This window comes from Neisseria zalophi (genome assembly GCF_008807015.1).
In the GTDB taxonomy this organism is placed as follows: Bacteria; Pseudomonadota; Gammaproteobacteria; order Burkholderiales; family Neisseriaceae; genus Neisseria; species Neisseria zalophi.
The window spans coordinates 1,066,244-1,087,453 of the sequence record NZ_CP031700.1 but is presented as its reverse complement, the minus strand read 5'-3'; the positions used below and the strand labels follow the sequence as shown (position 1 = coordinate 1,087,453).

Here is a 21,210-nt window from a genome sequence, read left to right as displayed (position 1 = left end):
ATAGGCCGTCTGAAATATTTTCAGACGGCCTATGATTTTTAAAGCAAGTATCTATCAAACTTCCTTATTAGGGCGCCACAATACCAAAAGCTTACCGATATGTTGTACCAACTGCGCCCCGACCGCTTCGCATAAAGCATCACTGATGGCAACACGTTCGGCACGGTCGTCTCCGGCAACTTTTACTTTAATCAATTCATGAGCTGTCAACGCGGTATCTGTTTCCTGAATAACGGCATCGGTTAGGCCTTGCTGCCCTACCATAACAACAGGATGTAAATGATGCGCGCGCGCTTTGAGCGCGGCAATTTCTTGAGTAGTTAATTTATCGGTCATTTTCTTACACATAAAACTATAAATAGATTAAGCAGCGTATTCTACGCGAAACAACCACCTTACGGGGAAAAATCACGTACAATCCTATTTTTTATTTGTGTGGTTATTTCATGTCTGTCCGTTCAAAATCTTCTAAAGCTTGGTTAAACGAGCATGTCAACGATCATTATGTGCATAAAGCCCAAAAAGACGGTTATCGCGCCCGCGCAGCCTATAAGCTTTTAGAAATCAATGAAAAAGACAAACTCATTAACTCCGGTACAGTTTTAGCCGACCTAGGCAGCGCCCCGGGAAGCTGGTCTCAAGCCGCCGCACAATTAGTCGGTTCGAGCGGCCATGTATTTGCATTAGATATCTTGCCAATGGAACCCGTTGAAGGTGTGTCGTTTATTCAGGGTGATTTTCGCGAAGACAGCGTCTTGGCCGAATTCGAATCATTATTAGATAACCGGCCGCTGGATCTTGTAATTTGCGATATGGCACCCAATATGTCAGGAAACGCCGTAACCGATCAGGCGCGCAGTTTTTATTTATGCGAACTGGCTTTGGATTTTGCCGCCAACCATTTGAAACAAGGCGGGAATTTTCTAGTCAAAGTTTTTCAGGGCAGCGGTTATCAAGAATATATGGCGGCCATGCGCGAAATTTTTACATCCGTGCAAACCCGAAAACCGCAAGCCTCTCGCAATCGTTCCAGTGAGATTTATTTATTGGGCAAAAATAAACGCTGACAACACATACCGCCTGATTTACAATTTATTTGTCTTTTACCCTTTTATGGAGCCTGTTTCTGTGGGGAATATTTTTAAAAACGTTTTGGTTTGGCTGGTACTTGGTGTCGCCCTGATGGCAGCATTCAATGCCATTAGTGACAAACAAGAAAGCAACCAACAAATCGAATATTCGCAATTTATCGAGCAAGTCAATAAAGGTGAAGTCGCCAATGTGAACATTGAAGGTTCCGGTTTGGCAGGCTACCTGATTAAAGGCGAGCGCACCGATAAAAGTCAATTTTTCACTAACGCACCGTTAGACGACAACCTTGTTCCGACGTTGTTGGATCATAAAGTACGCGTTAAAGTCATTCCTGAAGAGAAACCCAGCATGCTGGCTAGCGTTTTCTTCAGCCTGTTGCCCGTTATCTTGCTGATAGGCGCATGGTTTTACTTTATGCGTATGCAGGCCGGCGGCGGCGGGAAAGGCGGCGCTTTCTCTTTCGGCAAGAGCCGCGCCAAGCTTCTGGATAAGGATACAAACAAAGTAACCTTTGCCGACGTAGCTGGTTGCGACGAAGCCAAAGAAGAAGTTCAGGAAATTGTCGACTATCTGAAAGCCCCTAACCGCTATCAAAGCTTGGGCGGACGTGTGCCGCGCGGCATCCTGCTGGCAGGTAGCCCGGGTACCGGTAAAACTTTGCTCGCTAAGGCCATTGCCGGCGAAGCACAAGTGCCGTTTTTCAGTATTTCCGGTTCGGACTTCGTTGAAATGTTTGTCGGCGTAGGTGCAAGCCGTGTTCGCGATATGTTCGAACAGGCCAAGAAAAATGCCCCCTGTATTATCTTTATCGACGAGATTGACGCTGTCGGCCGCCAACGCGGTGCCGGCTTGGGTGGCGGTAATGACGAACGCGAACAAACATTAAACCAACTTTTGGTGGAAATGGACGGTTTTGAAAGCAATCAAACCGTGATTGTGATTGCCGCAACCAACCGCCCAGACGTACTTGATCCTGCTTTACAACGCCCCGGACGTTTCGACCGCCAAGTGGTCGTACCACTGCCGGACATCCGCGGCCGTGAGCAGATTTTAAAAGTACACGCCAAAAAAGTGCCGTTAGATGAATCGGTAGATTTGGTTTCCCTGGCACGCGGTACACCAGGCTTTTCCGGTGCCGACTTGGCCAACTTGGTAAACGAAGCCGCTCTATTTGCCGGCCGCCGCAATAAAATCAAAGTCGACCAAAGCGATTTTGAAGATGCCAAAGATAAAATCTATATGGGTCCCGAACGCCGTTCCATGGTAATGCACGAAGATGAAAAACGTGCAACCGCATACCATGAGTCAGGCCATGCCATTGTGGCCGAGAGCTTGGATTTCACCGATCCTGTTCATAAGGTTACCATTATGCCGCGTGGACGCGCATTAGGTTTGACTTGGCAGCTGCCGGAACGCGACAGAATCAGTATGTATAAAGATCAAATGCTGAGCCAAATTTCGATTTTATATGGTGGACGTATTGCCGAAGATATTTTTGTCGGCCGTGTATCTACCGGCGCCTCCAACGACTTTGAACGCGCAACACAAATTGCCCGTGAAATGGTGACCCGCTTCGGCATGAGCGATAAAATGGGCGCTATGGTCTATGCGGAAAACGAAGGCGAAGTCTTCTTAGGCCGCTCCGTAACCCGCTCGCAACACATTTCCGAAAAAACCCAGCAGGAAGTGGATGCAGAAGTACGCAGAATTTTAGATGAGCAATATGCCGTTGCTTATAAAATTCTGGATGAAAATCGCGATAAAATGGAAACCATGTGTAAAGCACTGATGGAATGGGAAACCATCGACCGTGATCAAGTTTTGGAAATTATGGCCGGCAAGCAACCCAGCCCGCCTAAAGATTACAGCCATAATATCCGTCCGGAAGATAATACTCCGTCCCAACCGACTTCTTCGGAAGATGAAGAAAAAAATACGGATAATATTATCGAGCCTACACATGAATTACCGGCTTCGGGCAGTATCCAACGAAATAACGATATTCCATCTGATAGCCAAACCCAATAAGTCGCTTGCCACCGGGGCTGCATAAATCTTCAATTATTCTGTCTCGGTTTCTCAATAAAGGCCGTCTGAACAATATTCAGACGGCCTTTATTTTAAAAGAAAAACAAACATATATTGTTCTTCATTAACTAGCCACTAAGCCAATAACACTTAAACGTATTATCTGTTTCTAGCAGAATATCCTCCGTATTTCCATTACTTTCTATTTCCAATATCATAAATGTTAATTGGCGTTATTAAAGATTGATACTTGTAAATTTTTCCACCTACTGGCATGATGCGTAACAACAACCTCCGGTTTTGTCGGCATCATCTTTGCGATATTCAACCGAAGCTGTTTCAAATCAGAAAAACAGGATACAAAAAAATGACTAGCAATCATAAACATACGCATGCCCAGTGGGGTTCCCGTTTGGGCTTTATTTTAGCGGCGGTAGGTTCCGCCGTCGGCTTGGGTAATATTTGGAAATTCCCTTATATGTTGGGTAAAAGCGGGGGTTCTGCTTTTATGTTTACCTATTTGGCCTGTATCGTTTTAATCGGCTTGCCGATTTTATCGGCCGAATGGCTAATCGGCCGGCGCGGGCAGCGTAACCCGATTGATGCCATGAAAACAGTTGCTCAACAAGAAGGCCGTAGCAAAGCATGGGCGATTATCGGTGCTTCCGGCACTTTGGGCGGCTATCTGATTTTGTCTTTTTATAGTGTTATCGGCGGTTGGTCGATGAACTACATTGTTAAAGCAGGTTCAGGCTTGTTTTCCGGTATGACGGGTGAGCAAACCGGAGCTGTTTTCACATCTATGCTCGCCAACCCCACCGGCTTACTGATATGGCATACTATTTTTATGGCTGTAACAATTTTTATTGTAGCGGCAGGCGTTACAGGTGGTTTGGAAAGAGGTTCTAAAATCATGATGCCGCTACTGGCCGCATTTTTAGGTGTTTTGGTTATATATGGTGCGAATACCGGCCATTTTGGCGAAGCACTCAGCTTCTTGTTCAAACCCGATTGGGGTGCAATTAATGCCGATGTTTTACTGTCTGCGCTAGGCCACGCTTTCTTCACCCTATCTTTGGGTATGGGTATTATGTTGGCCTACGGTTCTTATCTTGGTAAAGAAGTCAATCTGTTGCGCTCTGCTGCTATTGTGGTGATTTTGGATACGGCGATTGCCGTCTTGGCAGGCTTGGCAATTTTCCCAATTGTATTTGCCAACGGTTTGGATACCGAAGCAGGTCCCGGCCTTGTTTTTGTTACCCTACCAATTGCATTTGGTAATATGAGCGGCGGTACGGTTTTAGGTTTGATTTTCTTCCTTCTATTAAGCTTTGCTGCATTAACATCATCTATTTCCCTATTGGAATCGTCTGTTGAATTTCTTGAAGAACGTACACGCATGAACCGTGTCGGTAGTACATTGGTTGCCGGTATCGTGGTTTGGCTGTTGGGGGTAGCTTCCGCATTGTCATTCAATGTATGGAGCGACGTTAAGATTATGGATTTGAATATTTTTGACTTGTTAGATGTCTTTACCAGCAAATTCACTCTACCCTTAAGCGGCTTTGCCATTGTGGTCTTTATGGGCTGGTTTATGAAGCAAGACAGTATTCGCGATGAGCTGCGTTTGGGCGGTGCTTTTAAGATCTGGCAGTTTATTTACCGTGTGATTGCCCCTGTCGGTGTGATTATTGTATTTGTGCAGCAACTTATCGGCTAATTAAAGCATAGACTATTAACCACTATATGGCATAGACAAGCAGGCCGTCTGATAATATTTCAGACGGCCTGTTAATTAGGTAAATTATCCGTTATCGGTTATTCGCTATATAATAGCCATTTTTGACTCAGAATTTATTATGAAACATATCCACATTATCGGTATCGGCGGCACTTTCATGGGCGGTTTGGCCGCGATTGCAAAAGAAGCCGGATTTAAAGTAACGGGTTGCGATGCCAAAATGTATCCGCCGATGAGTACACAGCTTGAAGCTTTAGGTATTGACGTGCATGAAGGCTTCGATGCTGCCCAATTAGACGCGTTTCCTGCGGATGTTTACGTTATCGGTAATGTGGCCAAACGGGGTATGGATGTAATCGAAGCCATTTTAAACCGCGGCCTTCCCTATATTTCCGGCCCGCAATGGCTGTCGGAAAATGTATTACAAAGCCGCTGGGTGCTCGCCGTGGCCGGAACACATGGCAAAACCACAACGGCTTCCATGTTGGCATGGGTGTTGGAATTTGCTGGTTTGGCGCCCGGCTTTCTCATTGGCGGCGTACCGCAAAACTTCAGCGTATCCGCGCGTTTGCCGCAAGCCCCCCGCCAAGATCCTGCCGGCCAATCACCTTTTTTCGTGATTGAAGCCGACGAATACGATACCGCCTTTTTCGACAAACGTTCGAAATTTGTTCATTATCGACCACGTACCGCCATCTTAAATAACCTTGAGTTTGATCATGCCGATATTTTTGCCGATTTGGCTGCCATTCAAACCCAATTCCACCATCTTGTCCGCACCATTCCTTCAGACGGCCTGATTGTTTCCAACGGCAGCGAACAAAATCTAAACGATACTTTAGAAAAAGGCTGTTGGACACCGGTAGAAAAATTCGGCATAGAAAGCGGTTGGCAAACAGGCCAAGTGGCCAGCGACGGCTCTTTTGATGTTGTGCTTTCCGGCCAAAAAGTCGGCCATGTCGCTTGGGATATTATCGGCGAACACAACCGCATGAACGCCTTAGCCGTGATTGCCGCAGCCCGTCATGTGGGCGTAGATATTCAGACGGCCTGCGAAGCATTGGGCGAATTTAAAAATGTCAAACGCCGTATGGAAACCAAAGGCACGGTGAATAATATTACCGTATATGATGACTTTGCCCACCATCCTACCGCCATTGCTACAACCGTTGCCGGGCTGCGTCAGAAAATCGGCACTAACGGACGGATTCTTGCCGTTTTGGAGCCACGTTCCAATACCATGAAACTCGGCACCATGAAAGCCGCCCTACCGGAAAGCCTGCAAGATGCCGATTATGTGTTCTGCTACACAGGCGGCGTGGATTGGGATGTTGCCGCCGCCCTGTCCCCTTTAGACGGCAAACTCCATACCAATAAAGACTTTGATGCCTTTGTTGCAGCTATCGTTGCCAAAGCACGTAGCGGCGACCATATTTTAGTAATGAGTAATGGCGGCTTCGGCGGCATACACGATAAGCTATTGGCCGCACTGGCTGTGTAATCACCATCCATATAAAAACGGTTCGGATAATTTTATCCGAACCGTTTTTTATCTATGAGCATTATGCATAACAATATTATCGGCTGGCTGCCGCTTTAACCTCAACTTGAACCGTTTGCGGTTGGGCTTTTTTAAATCTTAATGTTAACGGGAATGTCTCGCCTGCTTTCAACGGGGCTTTCAAGCCCATAAACATAATATGGTAGCTACCCGGCTTCAGTTCGACTTCTTTATTTCTAGGCAGAGCGACGCCGCCTTGAACCTCACGCATCCGCATCACACCGTTATCATTAATATGCGTGTGCAATTCGACCTTTTCAGCCACCGGGCTGGAAGCACCTACCAAAACATCATCGCTACCGGTTTCATTGGTAATTTCCATAAACGCACCACCCATACTCATGCCGGCAACCGTTGCACGCGCCCAAGCATCATCGATATCCATACCGGCCGCTGCGGCCACTTGGCAAAAACCGGCCAATACACATGCACCTAACCATTTTTTCATATTCTTTATGCTCCTAATTGATTTATTTTCAATTTAAATATAGAAAAACCATATCGGCCAATCGACCGACTACCAAATATTCAAGCCGTACTCCCGCCAAAGTGCCATAAACCACAAAACCGCCAACAAGACCAGCGCCAGCATTTGCGCAGCCGAGCCGGCATCTTTCGCACGCTTGGCCAGCTCATGATGCGCGGTAGAAGTATGATCAACTGCTGCTTCAATAGCGGTATTGAATAACTCGACAATCAGCGATAAAAACGAGGCAATAATCAACATCATGCGGGTTGCCGGGCCAAAATCCAATATCACTGCCACCGTCAACAAAACCACATTTAACCAAATAAGCTGGCGGAATGCACGTTCATGTCGGTATGCGGCACGTAACCCGTCTTTCGAATAACCGACGGCCTTCCGGAGGCGGCCGAAGCCGCTTTTCCCTTTTACTTTTTGCGCGTATTGTTTATCCGACATAATTTATCCTATCAAAACCATTTCCGCCGTTAAGCCACATATTTCATTACGACCTTCATCCATCACCTTACAATTAGCGATTAAATTATATGATAATTTATTCGGCCTGTTAAACACCGGTCTTCGCTTTAAAAATGGAAATAACGATAGAAAATGACAGACAGAAAATTGTAAATTTTCTTATAAATTATGCGTAAAAGATTTAAACATAATTTGAATTTACTTCTATCTAAATAATCTCTACTAACCAATAAAAACAATTGTTTATATATAAACAATCAATTTATCTACAAAAAGGCACTGTAAAAATCGGCTACTGCCTATACCTTGTTTGCTGCATGTAGCAAGAGTAAATTATAACTTTTACCCAGCCAAATCAGTTTTTACCATAACACAAATCAGGAGGTCATAATGAATAAAATCAGCGGCTCTGATGCCATGATGAAAGTCTTACACGAATGGGGAATCAAACGGATTTACGGTTTACCTGGCGGTTCTTTCGATTCGACAATGAATGCGATTTATAACTGGCGCGATAAAATTCAATATATCGGCGTTCGCCATGAAGAAGTCGGCGGTTTGGCTGCTGTTGCCGAGGCAAAACTCACCGGCAAAATTTCCGTGATGTTCGGCTCGGCCGGCCCGGGTGCAGCGCATTTGCTCAACCCGATTTATGATGCGGCTACTGACAATATTCCGGTGTTGGTGCTGGTCGGTCAGGTGCCCAGCTCACGCATGAATACCGATTATTTTCAGGAAATGCCGGAAAACCCGATGTTTGCCGATGCGGCGGTTTATAACCGCACGGTGATGACGGCGGAGCAATTGCCGCAAGTTGTCGATACCGCCATTCGTAAGGCGTATGAGAAAAAAGGCCCTGCCGTGGTGGTGATTCCGAAAGATTTCGGTTGGACTGAAATCGACGATAATTATGTTTCTTCCGCACAAAAATACGGTACGCCGCAATGGCAGTTGCCGGCAAAAGAAGAAGATGTCGAACAAGTGCTCAATCTGCTTGAAAAAGCCAAACGTCCGATTGTCTATTTCGGACAAGGCGCCAAAGGCGCGGCAGACGAATTGCGCGAGCTGGCGAAATTATTGAAATTGCCCATGCCCGCCACTTATCTGGCCAAAGGGATTTTAGAGGGCGATGAAGAATTTTATATGCTCTCGACCGGACGCGTTGCCACCAAACCGGGTGTGGATGTTGCGCGCGCGGCGGATTTTGTATTGTTTGTCGGTACCAATTTTGAGTTTCCGATGTTCTCACCGGAAGCGACGTTTGTCGATGTTAACCTAAGGCCATCGGTTATCGGGGCGAGACACCAAACCAAATTGGGCATTATCGCCGACGCTCCGACTTTCTTGCGCCAGCTTATTGCCGCAGCGAAAAAACGCTATGGTGAAGACGGCGCAGGTTACAATAATAAAGGCGTCAACCACGATGCTTGGTATGCGGCAGCAGTAGAAGATAAAGAACAATGGAACGCATGGCTAGATAAACGCGCAGCCAGCACCGCCAATCCGGTCGGCTTCGAGCGGATTTATAAAGCGATTAATGCCATCGCTGCGAAAGATGCCATTTTCGGCGTTGATGTCGGCAATGTGAATATCGCCGTGGCCCGCCTGTTGGATTTAGGCGGCGGACGCCGTCAGGTTACTTCGCCGCTGTATGCCACTATGGGCTTCGGTATGCCCGCTTCCATTGCCGCTGCATTGGAATATCCGGATCGTGAAGTTTGGAGCTTATCCGGCGACGGCGGGCTGGCGATGGTGGTACAGGATTTGATTACCCAAGCCGAGCACAAATTGCCGGTGATGAATCTTGTGTTTACCAATCAATCCCTCGGCTATATTGAGGCGGAACAAGATGATACCCATCAGCCGCATTCGGGCGTAAAACTACAAGACGTTGATTTTGCTAAAGTGGCGGAAGGCTTTCAAGTCACCGGATTTACCGTGCGCACCGAAAGCGAATTAGAGCCGACCTTGCAAAAAGCCCAGCAGGTAACCCGTGAGGGCAAGCCGGTACTTGTGGATATCAAAATTTCCAACGAACGCTTATTGCCGGTTGAGCAATTCCCGCACCGTCGTTCCGGTCATCCTGCCGTGATTGGAGATTTTGATGAGTTTATCAAACACTTCCAAGCAGAAGCACTTGAACCGTTCGGCGAAATTCTCGACCGCCACGGTGTCGAAAACTTCTAATCAAAGCGAATCCCCACAAAAAACCGGCAGTGTGATTGCACTGCCGGTTTTTATCTGATACCAATCATTCAAGTATGGTTGCTTATCCCACTAAAGCCATAATCCACAATACAATCACCCCGGCTAAAGTAAGGTATTGTGCTGCCGAGCCGACATCTTTGGCTTTTTTGGCCAATACATGCATTTCTTCCGAAGTATGGTCAACCGCCGCTTCCAATCCGGTATTAATCAATTCCACCACAATGGAAAGCAGTGATGCCAACAATAAAATCATACGCACCGGCAAAGTGAAATCTAATACCACTATGCCGATAAGCAATACCGCATGTATCCATAAAAGCTGACGGAACCCCTGCTCTGCACAAGCTGAACGGATACCGTCGGCAGAATAACCCAAGGCTTTGATGATTCGGTGGACACCCTGCCCGCCTTTCATCGTTGCGGCATAGCTTTGCGGTTTATCCTTTATCTTTTCAGACGGCATCTTTTCAGACGGCCTCAGACCATTCAGCTACGGTATCGGCAAACACCGCCGCAACATCATAATCTTTCTGTTTCATGATTTCTTGGAAACCGGTCGGGCTGGTCACATTCACCTCAGTCAGATAATCGCCAATCACATCCAAACCCGCCAATAAAATACCGCGTCGTTTTAATTCCGGTGCAAGCGATTCGGCAATTTCGCGGTCGCGGGCAGACAATTCCTGCGCCACACCCCGTCCGCCGGCCGCCAGATTTCCCCTTGTTTCGCCTTTTTGCGGAATGCGGGCTAATGCAAACGGCACCACTTCGCCGCCAATCACCAAAATCCGTTTATCACCGTGAACGATTTCGGGAATATATTTTTGCGCCATAATCGTGCGCGTATCCAACTTCATCAGGGTTTCCAATATACTGCCGATATTCGGATCAGATTCGGTTAGGCGGAAAATACCCATGCCGCCCATACCGTCGAGCGGCTTCACAATAATATCGCCATGCGTTTTTAAAAAAGCACGCACATCTGCCGAATGGGTAGAAACCAAAGTAGGTGCAGTAAACCGGCTGAAGTTTAAAATCGCCAGTTTTTCATTAAAATCGCGCATGGCCTGACCGCTGTTAAACACTTTCGCACCTTGCGCTTCGGCTAAAGTCAGCAATTGGGTAGCATACAGATATTGCATATCGAAAGGCGGATCAGTACGCATAATCACGGCATCGTAGTCTTTTAAGGCCGTCTGAACCGCCGATTCGGTTTGAAACCATTGTTTATCGTCATCACTTTTCACCCCGTTGAATACAAAAGCCGATGCTTGTGCCACCACATCGCCGTCTTTCACCGATAAGCTGCTGCTCAAGGTATGCGACAAACGCCAGCCCCGTTTGGCCATTTCGCGCATCATCACATAAGTGGTATCTTTATAGGTTTTAAAAGTTGCCATCGGGTCGGCAATAAACAAAATATTCATAAGTTTTCCTTATTATCAAACGTCATTATCATACGCCGTCTTCAGGCCGTCTGAAAGTTTCAGACGGCCTTTAAACCTGCCAATTGATTGGCATAATGCCGTGTTCTTGCAGATACTGATTCGTGCGTGAAAAATGCTTACACCCAAAAAATCCGCGATGGGCGGATAAGGGTGAAGGATGCGGTGCAGCAAGCACCAAATGACGGTTGCGATCGATAAACGCACCTTTTTTCTGGGCATGACTGCCCCATAACAGAAATACAATATGTTCGCGGTGGTTATTCAATTGGGCAATCACACGGTCGGTAAACTGCTCCCAACCCAAAGCCGCATGAGAATGCGCCTGTCCGGCACGAACAGTCAGCACGGTATTCAACAGCAATACCCCCTGATCCGCCCAAGATTGCAGATAACCATGATGAGGGATTTGGAAACCGGCAATATCGTCGGCCAATTCTTTATAGATATTCACCAGCGAACGCGGAATCACAATATCGGGGCGAACCGAAAAAGCCAAACCATGCGCCTGCCCTGCGCCGTGATAAGGATCCTGCCCTAAAATCACCACTTTCACCTGATCAAATTCGGTGGCCTTAAAAGCATTAAACACATCGGCGGCCGGCGGATAAATAATCTGTCCGGTTTCACGCTCCGCGCGCACGCTTTTTAAAATATGTTGAAAATAAGGCTGCTCTTTTTCCGAGCCGATGGCCTCATGCCAAGTATGCATAAACCGCACTCCGTTGGGTTTTCATGATCCGCATTATATAAGAGATAAAAAAGGCCGTCTGAAAAGTTTCAGACGGCTTCCCTAATATCGCATAGGCGGATACGGTCAAACAGTAAAAACCGCTTGCTTTATTTGTTATAATCATACGTTTCTTTTATCCCGCACCACCACTATGCTCAAATTTACCCTACACAAAACCGACGGACACGCACGCCGCGGCACGCTGGAATTGAATCACGGCACCATCGAAACCCCGGTTTTTATGCCGGTCGGCACTTATGGCTCGGTGAAAGCCATGACACCGCAAAACCTGCACGACATTCAAGCACAGATTATTTTGGGCAATACCTACCATTTGTGGCTACGCCCCGGGCTTGAAGTCATCGAACAATTCGGCGGCCTGCACGATTTTATCGGTTGGAACAAACCGATTCTCACCGATTCGGGCGGCTTCCAAGTTTTTTCTTTGGCAGAAATGCGCAAACTCACGGAAGAAGGCTGTACTTTCAGAAGCCCGATAAATGGCGACAAGCTGTTTCTTTCGCCTGAAATTTCCATGAAAATCCAAACCGTGCTCAATTCCGACATTGCCATGCAGTTAGACGAATGCACGCCGGGCGAAGCCGACCACAAACAGGCACAAAAATCCCTACAAATGAGCCTGCGCTGGGCGGATCGTTCGAAAAAAGCCTTTGAAGATTTAAAAAACCCTAATGCCTTATTCGGCATTGTACAAGGTGCCATGTTTGAAGACTTGCGCGAAGAGTCTTTAAAAGGCTTGGAAGAATTCGATTTCCCCGGCTTGGCCATCGGCGGCTTGTCGGTTGGCGAACCAAAGCCGGAAATGTACCGTATGATGCGCGCCGTCGGCCCCATGCTGCCCGCCCATAAGCCGCATTATTTAATGGGCGTCGGTACGCCTGAAGATTTGGTATACGGTGTGGCACACGGCATTGATATGTTCGACTGCGTGATGCCGACCCGCAACGCCCGCAACGGCTGGCTGTTTACCCGTTTCGGCGATATTAAAATCAAAAATGCCAAACACAAACTCGACAACCGTCCGCTAGATGAAAGCTGTACCTGCTATACTTGTCAAAATTTCAGCCGCGCTTATCTCCACCATCTGCACAAAGCCGGTGAAATTCTCGGTGCACAACTCAACACTATTCACAATCTGCATTTTTACCAAACCATTATGGCCGAAATGCGCGAAGCCATCGAACAAGGCAGATTCAGCGATTGGCAGGCAGAATTTCATGAAAACCGTGCCCGAAAAGCAGATGCTTAAACCATAAGCACCGACATAATAGAAAACGGCAGCCACTTAAGGCTGCCGTTTTCTATCTGTATGCTACATGCCGTCAATCATTACATGGCGGGAGCAGAAGCATCGGTTGCCGCATCTGCTGCAGGTGCTGCACGGTCAAAACCTTTGTCTCTCATGCAGGCATCAAAAACAGCACGGTCTTGGTTATCACCCACGCTGGCCTGACATTCTTGAAGCGCTTGATCAACAGTCATAGGAGCCACTTCGGGCGTTGTTTCCGTATTGCTGGAACAAGCACTCAACATCAAACCTGAAAAAGCGGCAGTGATTAATAATTTCTTCATAAAATAGTATCCTTTCTCTCAATTGGATTTCTTACATTTTCTCAATGGCTGCCGTATTAAGAACCGCAGCCGTTTCGGCCTCAAACCGATAGATGCAGACATAGCCACATTGTGTAATAAGAGTATCTGCCACCTGATAAGTTTCTCAAGAAACGCAAGGGTATGCTAATATTTATATTAAAAATAAAATTTATTTTAACAAAAATTATTTTTAAATTATAAAATGCCGAAATCATTTTATAAAATTGACAAATTCAATACCGATTATCTGAGAAAATATCCGTTTGTTTCTTTTGCAGCCTGCCGTTTCCGTATTTTTATTCAAAATACTGGCAAGTTGTAAAAAAACATTTTCAATCTGTTATCTCTGCCCAATCACACGTTTTTTTATAAAAAATGGTTTAAATATCGGGCAGATATGGCACAATGTCATCTTTTTTTCGGAGTAGTGCGTTTATGGACACGGCACTTTTACTATCCGGTGTATTGGCTTTAGGTATCGGTGCACAATGGTTGGCTTGGTATCTGAAACAGCCGTCGATTTTATTCTTACTCTTAATCGGCATTATCATCGGCCCTGTTTTAGGCTATTTCCAACCTGATGCGGTACTGGGTGAATTACTCTTCCCCTTTATTTCACTCGGCGTGGCCGTGATTCTGTTTGAAGGGTCGCTCACACTTGAATTTCATGAAGTCAAGCAACACGGCCGTATGGTACAAAATCTGGTTACCATCGGTGCCTTCATTACCATTATCGTTATCTCACTGACAGCCTACCTGCTGTTTGATATTGATCCGCAAGTCGCACTTTTATTCGGTTCGCTGGTTTGTGTCACCGGACCGACGGTGATTACGCCTTTATTACGCAGTGTGCGTCCGAAAAAAAACATCAGCAACATCTTGAAATGGGAAGGGATTATTATCGATCCCATCGGTGCCATTGCAGTGGTGTTGGTGTATGAATATATTATTTCAGGCGGCCATAACAGTTCTTTATTATTATTTGGTGAAATTGTGCTGTTGGCCTTTGTGATCGGTATGGTTGGTGCAGCAGTTTTAGCGTTTCTGATTAAACGGTATTGGATTCCGGAATATCTGCGCAATGTCTTTACCCTCGCTTATGTTTTATTTCTATTCTCATTCTCAAACCATTTGGAACATGAGTCGGGCTTACTGACGGTTACCGTGCTCGGCGTTGCATTGGCCAACTGGAAAGGTTTCCCACGCGACCATATTTTGGAATTCAACGAATCGCTCACGGTTTTGCTTATTTCCATGCTGTTTATTATTCTGGCTGCCCGCATGGATTTGGCCGCATTGGCAACCGTCGGCTTCAGCGGCATTGTATTGCTGTTGATCGTGATGTTTGTGGCGCGGCCGTTGGCTGTTTGGGTCTCTGCCAAAGGCACATCCCTCACCACCAATGAAAAACTGATGATCAGCTGGATTGGCCCGCGCGGTATTGTTGCTGCTGCCATTTCTTCTTTGTTTGCCATCCGCTTGGAAGATCAAAACCTACAAGGTGTCGAGCTTTTAGTACCGTTGGTATTTCTGATTATTATCGGCACGGTATTGATTCAGGGCTTGGGTGCGAAATTGGTTGGTACCATTTTACAAGTCCGCGAACCGGGTAATAACGGCGTATTGATTGTCGGTGCCAACCAAGCTGCATTGACGGTTGCCAAAGCCATTAAAGAACAAGGTTTTGAAGTATTGGTTGCCGATGCCAGCTATACCAATATATCCAAAGCACGCATGATCGGTTTGCGCACTTATTATGGCAATCCGGTATCGGAACACGCCGAACTGCATATGGACTTAATCGGCATCGGCCATATGTTTGCCATGAGTACCGACCGTGAATTAAATACTTTATGCGAAATGCACTACCGCCACGAATTTGGCGAACGTAATGTTTACCGTTTACAGCTTCCTGATGAAAAATCTCGGCCGGAGCGCCACCGCAGCCAACAGAGCTTTTCCTCCAACTATCTGTTTGGTAAAGACATGACATACAGCAAACTGGCCAGTATGGTGTCTAAAAATGCGCGTACAAAAACAACCAACATTACTGCCACCTATAATTACACCCAATATCAACAAGACAATAAAAATGCGATTCCTTTGCTGGTTATTGATAAAAACGGTGTAATGCGCGTGATTACCACAGACTTTAATTCAAAAAGCCAAACTGGGTATAAACTGGTTGCTTTAGTAACCGACAACGAAGAGACTGAAATGGCGAAAGCTTAACCACCCCTATCGTAATTTTAGCAATCTTATAAAAAAGCCGTCTGAAGCATTATTCAGACGGCTTTTTCTAATTATGCGCTATAAGCTATTCATCTTCACCGCTATACTTATTCCGCTTCAACAAAATCCGTACCGCACCGTCATTACCGGCACGCGGTTCGGCATAAGCCAAGACATCAGGATGCTCCATTAACCAACGGCGTACCAATGTTTTCAACACCGGTTTATAGCCGGACGAACCTAAGCCGCTGCCGTGTATGATTTCACCGCACACCCCGCGCTTGCGGGTAAATACAATAAACTCATTCAGGACCTGCTGCGCCTGCTCCTGCGTATAACCATGTAAATCCACATCGGCAACCACCGGCCAATGCCCGCTTTGCAAACGGCGGATATCGTTTTTACCCTGTCCGTTTTTGCTAAACGAAGAAGGCGGCTCATCCAAAATAGAATCGCCGACATAAAAATAATTTCCCTCGCCTAACGCTTCTTCCTGCTGCCGGCGCGGTTTAAGCGGCGTATTATCACGTGGTGGTATATAACGGTTATCCTGTTTTAAAGGCACCACACCGGCCATTTCTTTGGCGAAATCCGGTTCGGCAGTTTGTTTTTTACGTGCTGCTGCTTCCTCGGCTGCCAACCTTTCTTGCTTGGCCTGCTTACCTAAAGCTTTAAGAGTGTTTTGAAAATTATCGCTCATCTTACTACCTTATCCGGTTCAGGCCTTTAAGCATTATCAAAGCGGCGGACATCATCAATGGTTATCTTGCCAAAATCTTTATCATCAATAATTTTAGCAATACGGGCAGCGGTTTCACTCGGGCTGCTCAACAGGCCTTTCTCTTCCAAAGCTCTAAGGTTTTGCAACATCGGGAAGTCCTCAGCTTTGGCAGCACGGAGTAAATCCTGCATTGGTGTATCCACCACACCCGGTGCGATACTGGCAATCGCCACACCCGGATGCTGCTCAGCCACGATACAACGGGCGTGATGATCTAAAGCAGCTTTTGTACCACCATATACGCTCCAACCTGCATAGTTTTCACGACCGGCACCACTGCTGATATGGATAATTTTCAATAAGGTTTCAGACGGCTTAATAGAAATCAAATGGTTCGACAATAAAAACGGCGTGGCAATATTCAGCGATACCGCCGTTGCGATTTCCGCCGGATTCTGTTTGCCGGCCACCGCATTTGGCATGGTTGTGCCGGCATTATTAATCAAGATGATTTCTTTGGCATCTGCCACAAAATCTTTTAAAAGGCCGTCTGAAAGCAATTTGGCTACCGCATCGCCATCACTCAAATCAATACGGTATTGCTTCAGATTTTCAGACGGCTGAGGCTCTGCCTGCCTTCTGGCCAAGCCCAAAACTGCATAACCTTGTTTCAAATAATACTCGGCCAAAGCAAAGCCTAAACCGCTGCTGTATCCGCTGATAATGACTTTTTTATTCATCATATACCTCTCTTTTTTGTGCTTAAAAATATGTATTGATTTTATCGCAAACACGCGCGGCTATCTCAAATTAATACCGTTTTTCACATTTATTAAACCACCTGTTTGCCGACCAAATAACTTAGCCCGTATCCAGTTTCTTTATTTTGCGGTATATTAAAAACCTATTTGCCGCCTACTTTCAGACGGCCCCGAGACGATACATCAACATCATCAGTTATGTTTTAAAAGGAATTTCCGAATGTTTAAACGCCCCGAAGAATTAATTGTCGCCATACTTGCTGCGCTCTGGGTGGTTCTAACCTATCTGATAACCGATTATTTCGGCGCACCGACCCAAACCAAATTACTGATTAGCGCCTTAACACTTATTTGCGCAGCCGTTTGTTTTATTTTATGGCAACGCCATCTCAGCCGTGCTATTTGGCCGTTTTTCTTCGGACTGCTCGTTGCCTGTTGGTGGCCTTATCTCGATTGGGTGGCTGTTCGCGATATTTTGGTTTCCAATGGCAATGTTTCCAACACGATCGTAATTGCCAAACCTTGGTATGCAACATGGACTTTCAAATGGATTATCGCCATCATTCCGGTGATTTTAGGTTATGCCGTCAAATGGAAACTACACAATAAATATAAAAAACAACAAATTACCGCTTAATCTTACTTAATAGGCCGTCTGAAATATTTAGACGGCTTTATTCAAACCAAACCTCTTCATGCAAAGCTGTCGGGTTTGTATTACAATAGCGCGCTAACACTGTGGTTCGAAAACCTCCCACATAAAAAAACTAAGGAAAATCAATGACCAGAAGCACCCAAGAGCTGCAAGATATCACCTTGCTCGGCAATCAAAACGTTGTCTATCAAACCGAATATGCTCCCGAAATTTTAGAAGCATTCGACAACAAACACCCCGATAACGATTATTTCGTTACCTTCACCTGCCCCGAATTCACCAGTCTATGCCCCATTACCGGACAACCGGATTTTGCAACCATTTATATCCGCTATATCCCCCATATTAAAATGGTAGAAAGCAAATCGCTGAAACTGTATCTATTCAGTTTCCGCAATCATGGCGATTTCCATGAAGACTGTGTCAATATTATTATGAAAGACCTCATTAAACTGATGCAGCCTAAATATATCGAGGTTTTCGGTGAATTCACCCCACGCGGCGGTATTGCCATCCATCCTTTCGCCAACTATGGCAAACCGGATTCGGAATACGAACAACTCGCCAAAACCCGCCTATTTGCGCACGAGATGCGTTCCTAAGGCATATCAAAACCAAACAAAGCAGTGTAATCAGGCCACCTATAAAATATAGGCAATATTGACTATATCCGGTACTCAGGCCGTCTGAAATATATATCCGACAATTATTGAATGAAAGATAACTCGTGTTCCACTTTACCGATGCACAATTGAAAAAAGCCTTAATCCGACTGTCTTTTTTCCATATTCTGATTATTGCATCCAGCAACTATCTGGTTCAGTTCCCCTTTGAAATTTTCGGCTTTCATACCACTTGGGGTGCTTTTACCTTTCCGTTTATTTTTCTGGCCACCGATTTAACCGTGCGTATTTTTGGCCAAACCCCTGCCCGCCGTATTATTTTCCGCGTGATGTTTCCCGCACTGTTGTTGTCTTATGTATTATCGGTTTTATTTCACGAAGGCCACTGGACTGGCTGGGCTTCACTCTCGTCATTTAACACTTTCACCGGTCGCATCGCTTTGGCCAGCTTTGCCGCATATGTGTTCGGCCAACTGCTGGATATTCTTGTATTTAACCGATTACGCAAGCTTAAATCTTGGTGGATTGCCCCTACCGCTTCCACTATCCTAGGCAATGCTCTAGATACGCTAATCTTTTTCGGTATTGCTTTTTATGCCAGCAGTGATGCCTTTATGGCGGCAAACTGGCCTGAAATCGCTTTGGTAGACTATCTGTTCAAACTGATTATCTGTACCCTTTTCTTCCTGCCTGCCTACGGCATTCTATTGAATATCCTAACCAAAAAACTAACCGCTTTAAATCAGGGCACACCCAATCAACAAACCGCGGTTTACGAATCGTAATTCCCCTCACACCAATATAAACAAAGCCGTCTGAAATATTTCAGACGGCCTTTCTTATATTGGCCCCGCCGACAGGAATCGAACCTGTATTTTACGCTTAGGAGGCATACGTTCTATCCGTTGAACTACAGCGGGAAATCTATATCTGATATTGAAACCTTAAGACACACGTGCCAACGACTCTTCAGCCAAAGAACGCATCGCCTGCGTTACCTCGTTATCCGGCAGTTTATCCAAACACGCCACCGCTTTTTCTACGGCTTTTGCCGCTTCCGAAACCGAATAAGACAGCGCATCCGAGTTCATCACATATTGATAAATTTTATCAAAATAGCTTCTATCCGCATTTTGTAATGCCGTACGTACATCATCCGCCACTTCTTGGCTGCCCTGCCTCATCAGATAAATCAGCGGTAAAGTAGGTTTACCCTCTGCCAAGTCATCGCCCACATTTTTACCGATTTCATCGGCATGGCCGGAATAATCCAACACATCATCAATAATTTGGAAAGCCGTGCCGACATACATGCCGTAATCTTTCAATGCCTGTTCCTGCTCGGGCGAAGCACCGGCCAAAATTGCCCCCACTTGAGCGGCAGCTTCAAATAATTTGGCCGTTTTATATTGAATCACACGCACATATTCTGCCTCGGTGATATCGGTATTGCCGATATTCATCAGCTGCATCACCTCACCTTCGGCAATAATATTGGTCGCATCGGCCATCACTTCCAAAATCTTCATGCTGCCCGAACCCACCATTAATTGGAACGCTCGGGTATATAGAAAGTCGCCAACTAATACGGCCGCCGCATTACCGAATAAATTATTGGCAGTTTTACGGCCTCGGCGCAATTCGCTCTCATCGACCACATCATCATGCAAAAGCGTGGAAGTATGGATAAACTCCACCATCGCGGCAAGCGAATAAAGCTTATCATCATCATAATCCAAAGCCTTGCCGGCTAAAATCGTGATAATCGGGCGCAACCGCTTACCGCCCGCGCTGATGATGTAAGTACCGATTTGCGAAATCAAAGCCACTTCAGACTGTACCGCACGATTAATCACTACATTGACCCGTGCAAGGTCGTCATTAAGATGGCGTTGGAAATAAGGCAGATTTTCGAGCATGACGTTTGGTTTTCGTATAAAAAACAAAAAAACGGAAAAAGAATGAATTTGAACAACGACAGGCGATTATAGCAGTTAATAGCCGACAACTGCACTGCTCTAAAGCGTATTTCAAACAGCATGATGTTATTACACATAAAAACTTTGACAAAACAAAACAATAAAATTAAAATTCATCGTTTCGCGCATGGTGCGCGGAAATAACCCTAAAAATTTAATGGAGTTGAGTATGTACGCGGTCATAAAAACCGGCGGTAAACAATATAAAGTTACCGTTGGCCAAAAATTGAAAGTAGAACAGATACCAGCCGAACTCGACAGCCAAATCGAACTAAACGAAGTTTTGATGATTGCTGACGGTGAATCTGTAAAAGTAGGCACCCCTCTTGTTGAGGGCGCAAAAGTAACAGCCAAAGTGGTCGCCCACGGGCGCGGCGAAAAAGTACGCATTTTCAAAATGCGCCGCCGTAAACACTACCAAAAACGTCAAGGTCACCGCCAAAATTTCACCCAAATTGAAATCGTGGCAATCGCTTAATTAATTAGGAGTAATTCAAATGGCAACCAAAAAAGCTGGTGGTAGCTCTAAAAACGGCCGCGATTCAGAAGCCAAACGCTTGGGTGTAAAAGCATTCGGTAACGAATTGATTCCGGCAGGTTCTATTATCGTTCGTCAACGTGGTACCAAATTCCACGCCGGCGATAATGTAGGCATGGGTAAAGATCATACCCTGTTTGCAAAAGTAGACGGTTATGTAGAATTCAAAACCAAAGGTGCTTTAAACCGTAAAACAGTAAGCATCCGCCCTTTTACAGGCGCTGACGAATAATCTGTTTGCAACAGTTTATCGACATACAAAAACCGCATATTAAAAGCAACTGCTTTGATATGCGGTTTTTTTTAATATTAGGCCGTCTGAAACCTTCATTGACC

General features: G+C 45.8%; 22 protein-coding genes, 1 tRNA gene and 1 riboswitch. Of the genes, 12 read left to right on the top strand and 11 right to left on the bottom strand.

The features are described 5' to 3' along the window. Nucleotides 1–54: 54 nt before the first annotated feature. A complete protein-coding gene (gene yhbY / locus D0T92_RS04955) occupies nucleotides 55–336 on the bottom strand; it encodes a ribosome assembly RNA-binding protein YhbY (protein ID WP_151050789.1) in 282 nt (93 codons plus the stop codon). Nucleotides 337–446: 110 nt separating this feature from the next. On the opposite strand from yhbY, the gene D0T92_RS04950 reads away from it, so the two are divergent. The 4 genes from D0T92_RS04950 (at nucleotide 447) to mpl (ending at nucleotide 6,362) form a co-directional block, all read left to right on the top strand. Next, nucleotides 447–1,067, top strand: a complete 621-nt coding sequence (locus D0T92_RS04950; protein ID WP_151050787.1) for an RlmE family RNA methyltransferase — start codon at nucleotides 447–449, stop codon at nucleotides 1,065–1,067. A 61-nt stretch (nucleotides 1,068–1,128) separates the two neighbouring features. Then, nucleotides 1,129–3,120, top strand: a complete 1,992-nt coding sequence (gene ftsH, locus D0T92_RS04945) for an ATP-dependent zinc metalloprotease FtsH (RefSeq protein ID WP_151050785.1) — start codon at nucleotides 1,129–1,131, stop codon at nucleotides 3,118–3,120. Nucleotides 3,121–3,487: 367 nt separating this feature from the next. Further along, entirely contained in the window at nucleotides 3,488–4,840 is a 1,353-nt protein-coding gene (locus D0T92_RS04940; RefSeq protein ID WP_151050783.1) for a sodium-dependent transporter, read from the top strand. A gap of 139 nt (nucleotides 4,841–4,979) precedes the next feature. Beyond that, nucleotides 4,980–6,362: a UDP-N-acetylmuramate:L-alanyl-gamma-D-glutamyl-meso-diaminopimelate ligase gene (mpl, locus tag D0T92_RS04935; protein ID WP_151050780.1), complete on the top strand. Its 1,383-nt coding sequence runs from the start codon at nucleotides 4,980–4,982 to the stop codon at nucleotides 6,360–6,362. A gap of 76 nt (nucleotides 6,363–6,438) precedes the next feature. Here the strand turns inward: mpl and D0T92_RS04930 are convergent, their stop codons facing one another. Next, nucleotides 6,439–6,870, bottom strand: coding sequence for a copper chaperone PCu(A)C (locus D0T92_RS04930; RefSeq protein WP_151050778.1), 432 nt, complete (start codon nucleotides 6,868–6,870; stop codon nucleotides 6,439–6,441). Between the two features lie 69 nt (nucleotides 6,871–6,939). Then, the gene (locus D0T92_RS04925; protein WP_151050776.1) at nucleotides 6,940–7,344 is read right to left on the bottom strand and encodes a diacylglycerol kinase; all 405 of its coding nucleotides are present in this window, start codon (nucleotides 7,342–7,344) and stop codon (nucleotides 6,940–6,942) included. Between the two features lie 411 nt (nucleotides 7,345–7,755). On the opposite strand from D0T92_RS04925, the gene spxB reads away from it, so the two are divergent. Beyond that, entirely contained in the window at nucleotides 7,756–9,552 is a 1,797-nt protein-coding gene (gene spxB, locus D0T92_RS04920; protein WP_151050774.1) for a pyruvate oxidase, read from the top strand. Between the two features lie 82 nt (nucleotides 9,553–9,634). On the opposite strand, the gene D0T92_RS04915 is transcribed toward spxB, so the two are convergent. The 3 genes from D0T92_RS04915 to ung form a co-directional block, all read right to left on the bottom strand. Then, nucleotides 9,635–10,036, bottom strand: coding sequence for a diacylglycerol kinase (locus D0T92_RS04915; protein WP_151050772.1), 402 nt, complete (start codon nucleotides 10,034–10,036; stop codon nucleotides 9,635–9,637). A 4-nt stretch (nucleotides 10,037–10,040) separates the two neighbouring features. Further along, nucleotides 10,041–11,000 (bottom strand): glutathione synthase, encoded by a 960-nt coding sequence (gene gshB / locus D0T92_RS04910; RefSeq protein WP_151050770.1) that lies wholly within the window; start codon nucleotides 10,998–11,000, stop codon nucleotides 10,041–10,043. Nucleotides 11,001–11,070: 70 nt separating this feature from the next. After that, a complete protein-coding gene (gene ung, locus D0T92_RS04905; RefSeq protein WP_151050768.1) occupies nucleotides 11,071–11,730 on the bottom strand; it encodes a uracil-DNA glycosylase in 660 nt (219 codons plus the stop codon). A gap of 172 nt (nucleotides 11,731–11,902) precedes the next feature. Between ung and tgt the strand changes: the two genes are divergently transcribed. Continuing rightward, nucleotides 11,903–13,021, top strand: a complete 1,119-nt coding sequence (gene tgt / locus D0T92_RS04900) for a tRNA guanosine(34) transglycosylase Tgt (protein WP_151050766.1) — start codon at nucleotides 11,903–11,905, stop codon at nucleotides 13,019–13,021. An 80-nt stretch (nucleotides 13,022–13,101) separates the two neighbouring features. On the opposite strand, the gene D0T92_RS04895 is transcribed toward tgt, so the two are convergent. Next, entirely contained in the window at nucleotides 13,102–13,344 is a 243-nt protein-coding gene (locus D0T92_RS04895; protein WP_151050764.1) for a hypothetical protein, read from the bottom strand. Nucleotides 13,345–13,800: 456 nt separating this feature from the next. Here D0T92_RS04895 and D0T92_RS04890 point away from each other — a divergent pair, with 456 nt between their 5' ends. Continuing rightward, entirely contained in the window at nucleotides 13,801–15,597 is a 1,797-nt protein-coding gene (locus D0T92_RS04890; protein ID WP_151050762.1) for a cation:proton antiporter, read from the top strand. 85 nt (nucleotides 15,598–15,682) lie between these two features. Here the strand turns inward: D0T92_RS04890 and D0T92_RS04885 are convergent, their stop codons facing one another. Beyond that, the gene (locus tag D0T92_RS04885) at nucleotides 15,683–16,297 is read right to left on the bottom strand and encodes a Smr/MutS family protein (RefSeq protein ID WP_151050760.1); all 615 of its coding nucleotides are present in this window, start codon (nucleotides 16,295–16,297) and stop codon (nucleotides 15,683–15,685) included. A gap of 26 nt (nucleotides 16,298–16,323) precedes the next feature. After that, nucleotides 16,324–17,061, bottom strand: a complete 738-nt coding sequence (locus tag D0T92_RS04880; protein ID WP_151050758.1) for an SDR family NAD(P)-dependent oxidoreductase — start codon at nucleotides 17,059–17,061, stop codon at nucleotides 16,324–16,326. Nucleotides 17,062–17,299: 238 nt separating this feature from the next. Between D0T92_RS04880 and D0T92_RS04875 the strand changes: the two genes are divergently transcribed. The 3 genes from D0T92_RS04875 to D0T92_RS04865 all read left to right on the top strand — a co-directional run bounded on the left by D0T92_RS04875 (nucleotide 17,300) and on the right by D0T92_RS04865 (nucleotide 19,142). Beyond that, nucleotides 17,300–17,716: a YfhO family protein gene (locus tag D0T92_RS04875; protein ID WP_151050756.1), complete on the top strand. Its 417-nt coding sequence runs from the start codon at nucleotides 17,300–17,302 to the stop codon at nucleotides 17,714–17,716. A 95-nt stretch (nucleotides 17,717–17,811) separates the two neighbouring features. Continuing rightward, nucleotides 17,812–17,856, top strand: a riboswitch (PreQ1 riboswitch). A 3-nt stretch (nucleotides 17,857–17,859) separates the two neighbouring features. Further along, entirely contained in the window at nucleotides 17,860–18,336 is a 477-nt protein-coding gene (gene queF, locus D0T92_RS04870) for a preQ(1) synthase (protein WP_151050754.1), read from the top strand. 125 nt (nucleotides 18,337–18,461) lie between these two features. Next, complete coding sequence (locus D0T92_RS04865; protein ID WP_151050752.1) at nucleotides 18,462–19,142, top strand: 7-cyano-7-deazaguanine/7-aminomethyl-7-deazaguanine transporter; 681 nt, start codon at nucleotides 18,462–18,464, stop codon at nucleotides 19,140–19,142. 60 nt (nucleotides 19,143–19,202) lie between these two features. Here the strand turns inward: D0T92_RS04865 and D0T92_RS04860 are convergent. Together D0T92_RS04860 and D0T92_RS04855 are read right to left on the bottom strand one after the other, a co-directional pair. Beyond that, nucleotides 19,203–19,277, bottom strand: a tRNA-Arg gene (locus tag D0T92_RS04860). A gap of 24 nt (nucleotides 19,278–19,301) precedes the next feature. Continuing rightward, the gene (locus tag D0T92_RS04855; protein WP_151050750.1) at nucleotides 19,302–20,276 is read right to left on the bottom strand and encodes a polyprenyl synthetase family protein; all 975 of its coding nucleotides are present in this window, start codon (nucleotides 20,274–20,276) and stop codon (nucleotides 19,302–19,304) included. A gap of 229 nt (nucleotides 20,277–20,505) precedes the next feature. On the opposite strand from D0T92_RS04855, the gene rplU reads away from it, so the two are divergent. Next, a complete protein-coding gene (gene rplU / locus D0T92_RS04850) occupies nucleotides 20,506–20,814 on the top strand; it encodes a 50S ribosomal protein L21 (protein WP_151050748.1) in 309 nt (102 codons plus the stop codon). Nucleotides 20,815–20,833: 19 nt separating this feature from the next. Next, entirely contained in the window at nucleotides 20,834–21,106 is a 273-nt protein-coding gene (gene rpmA, locus D0T92_RS04845; RefSeq protein ID WP_151050746.1) for a 50S ribosomal protein L27, read from the top strand. The last annotated feature ends 104 nt before the right edge of the window (nucleotides 21,107–21,210 follow it).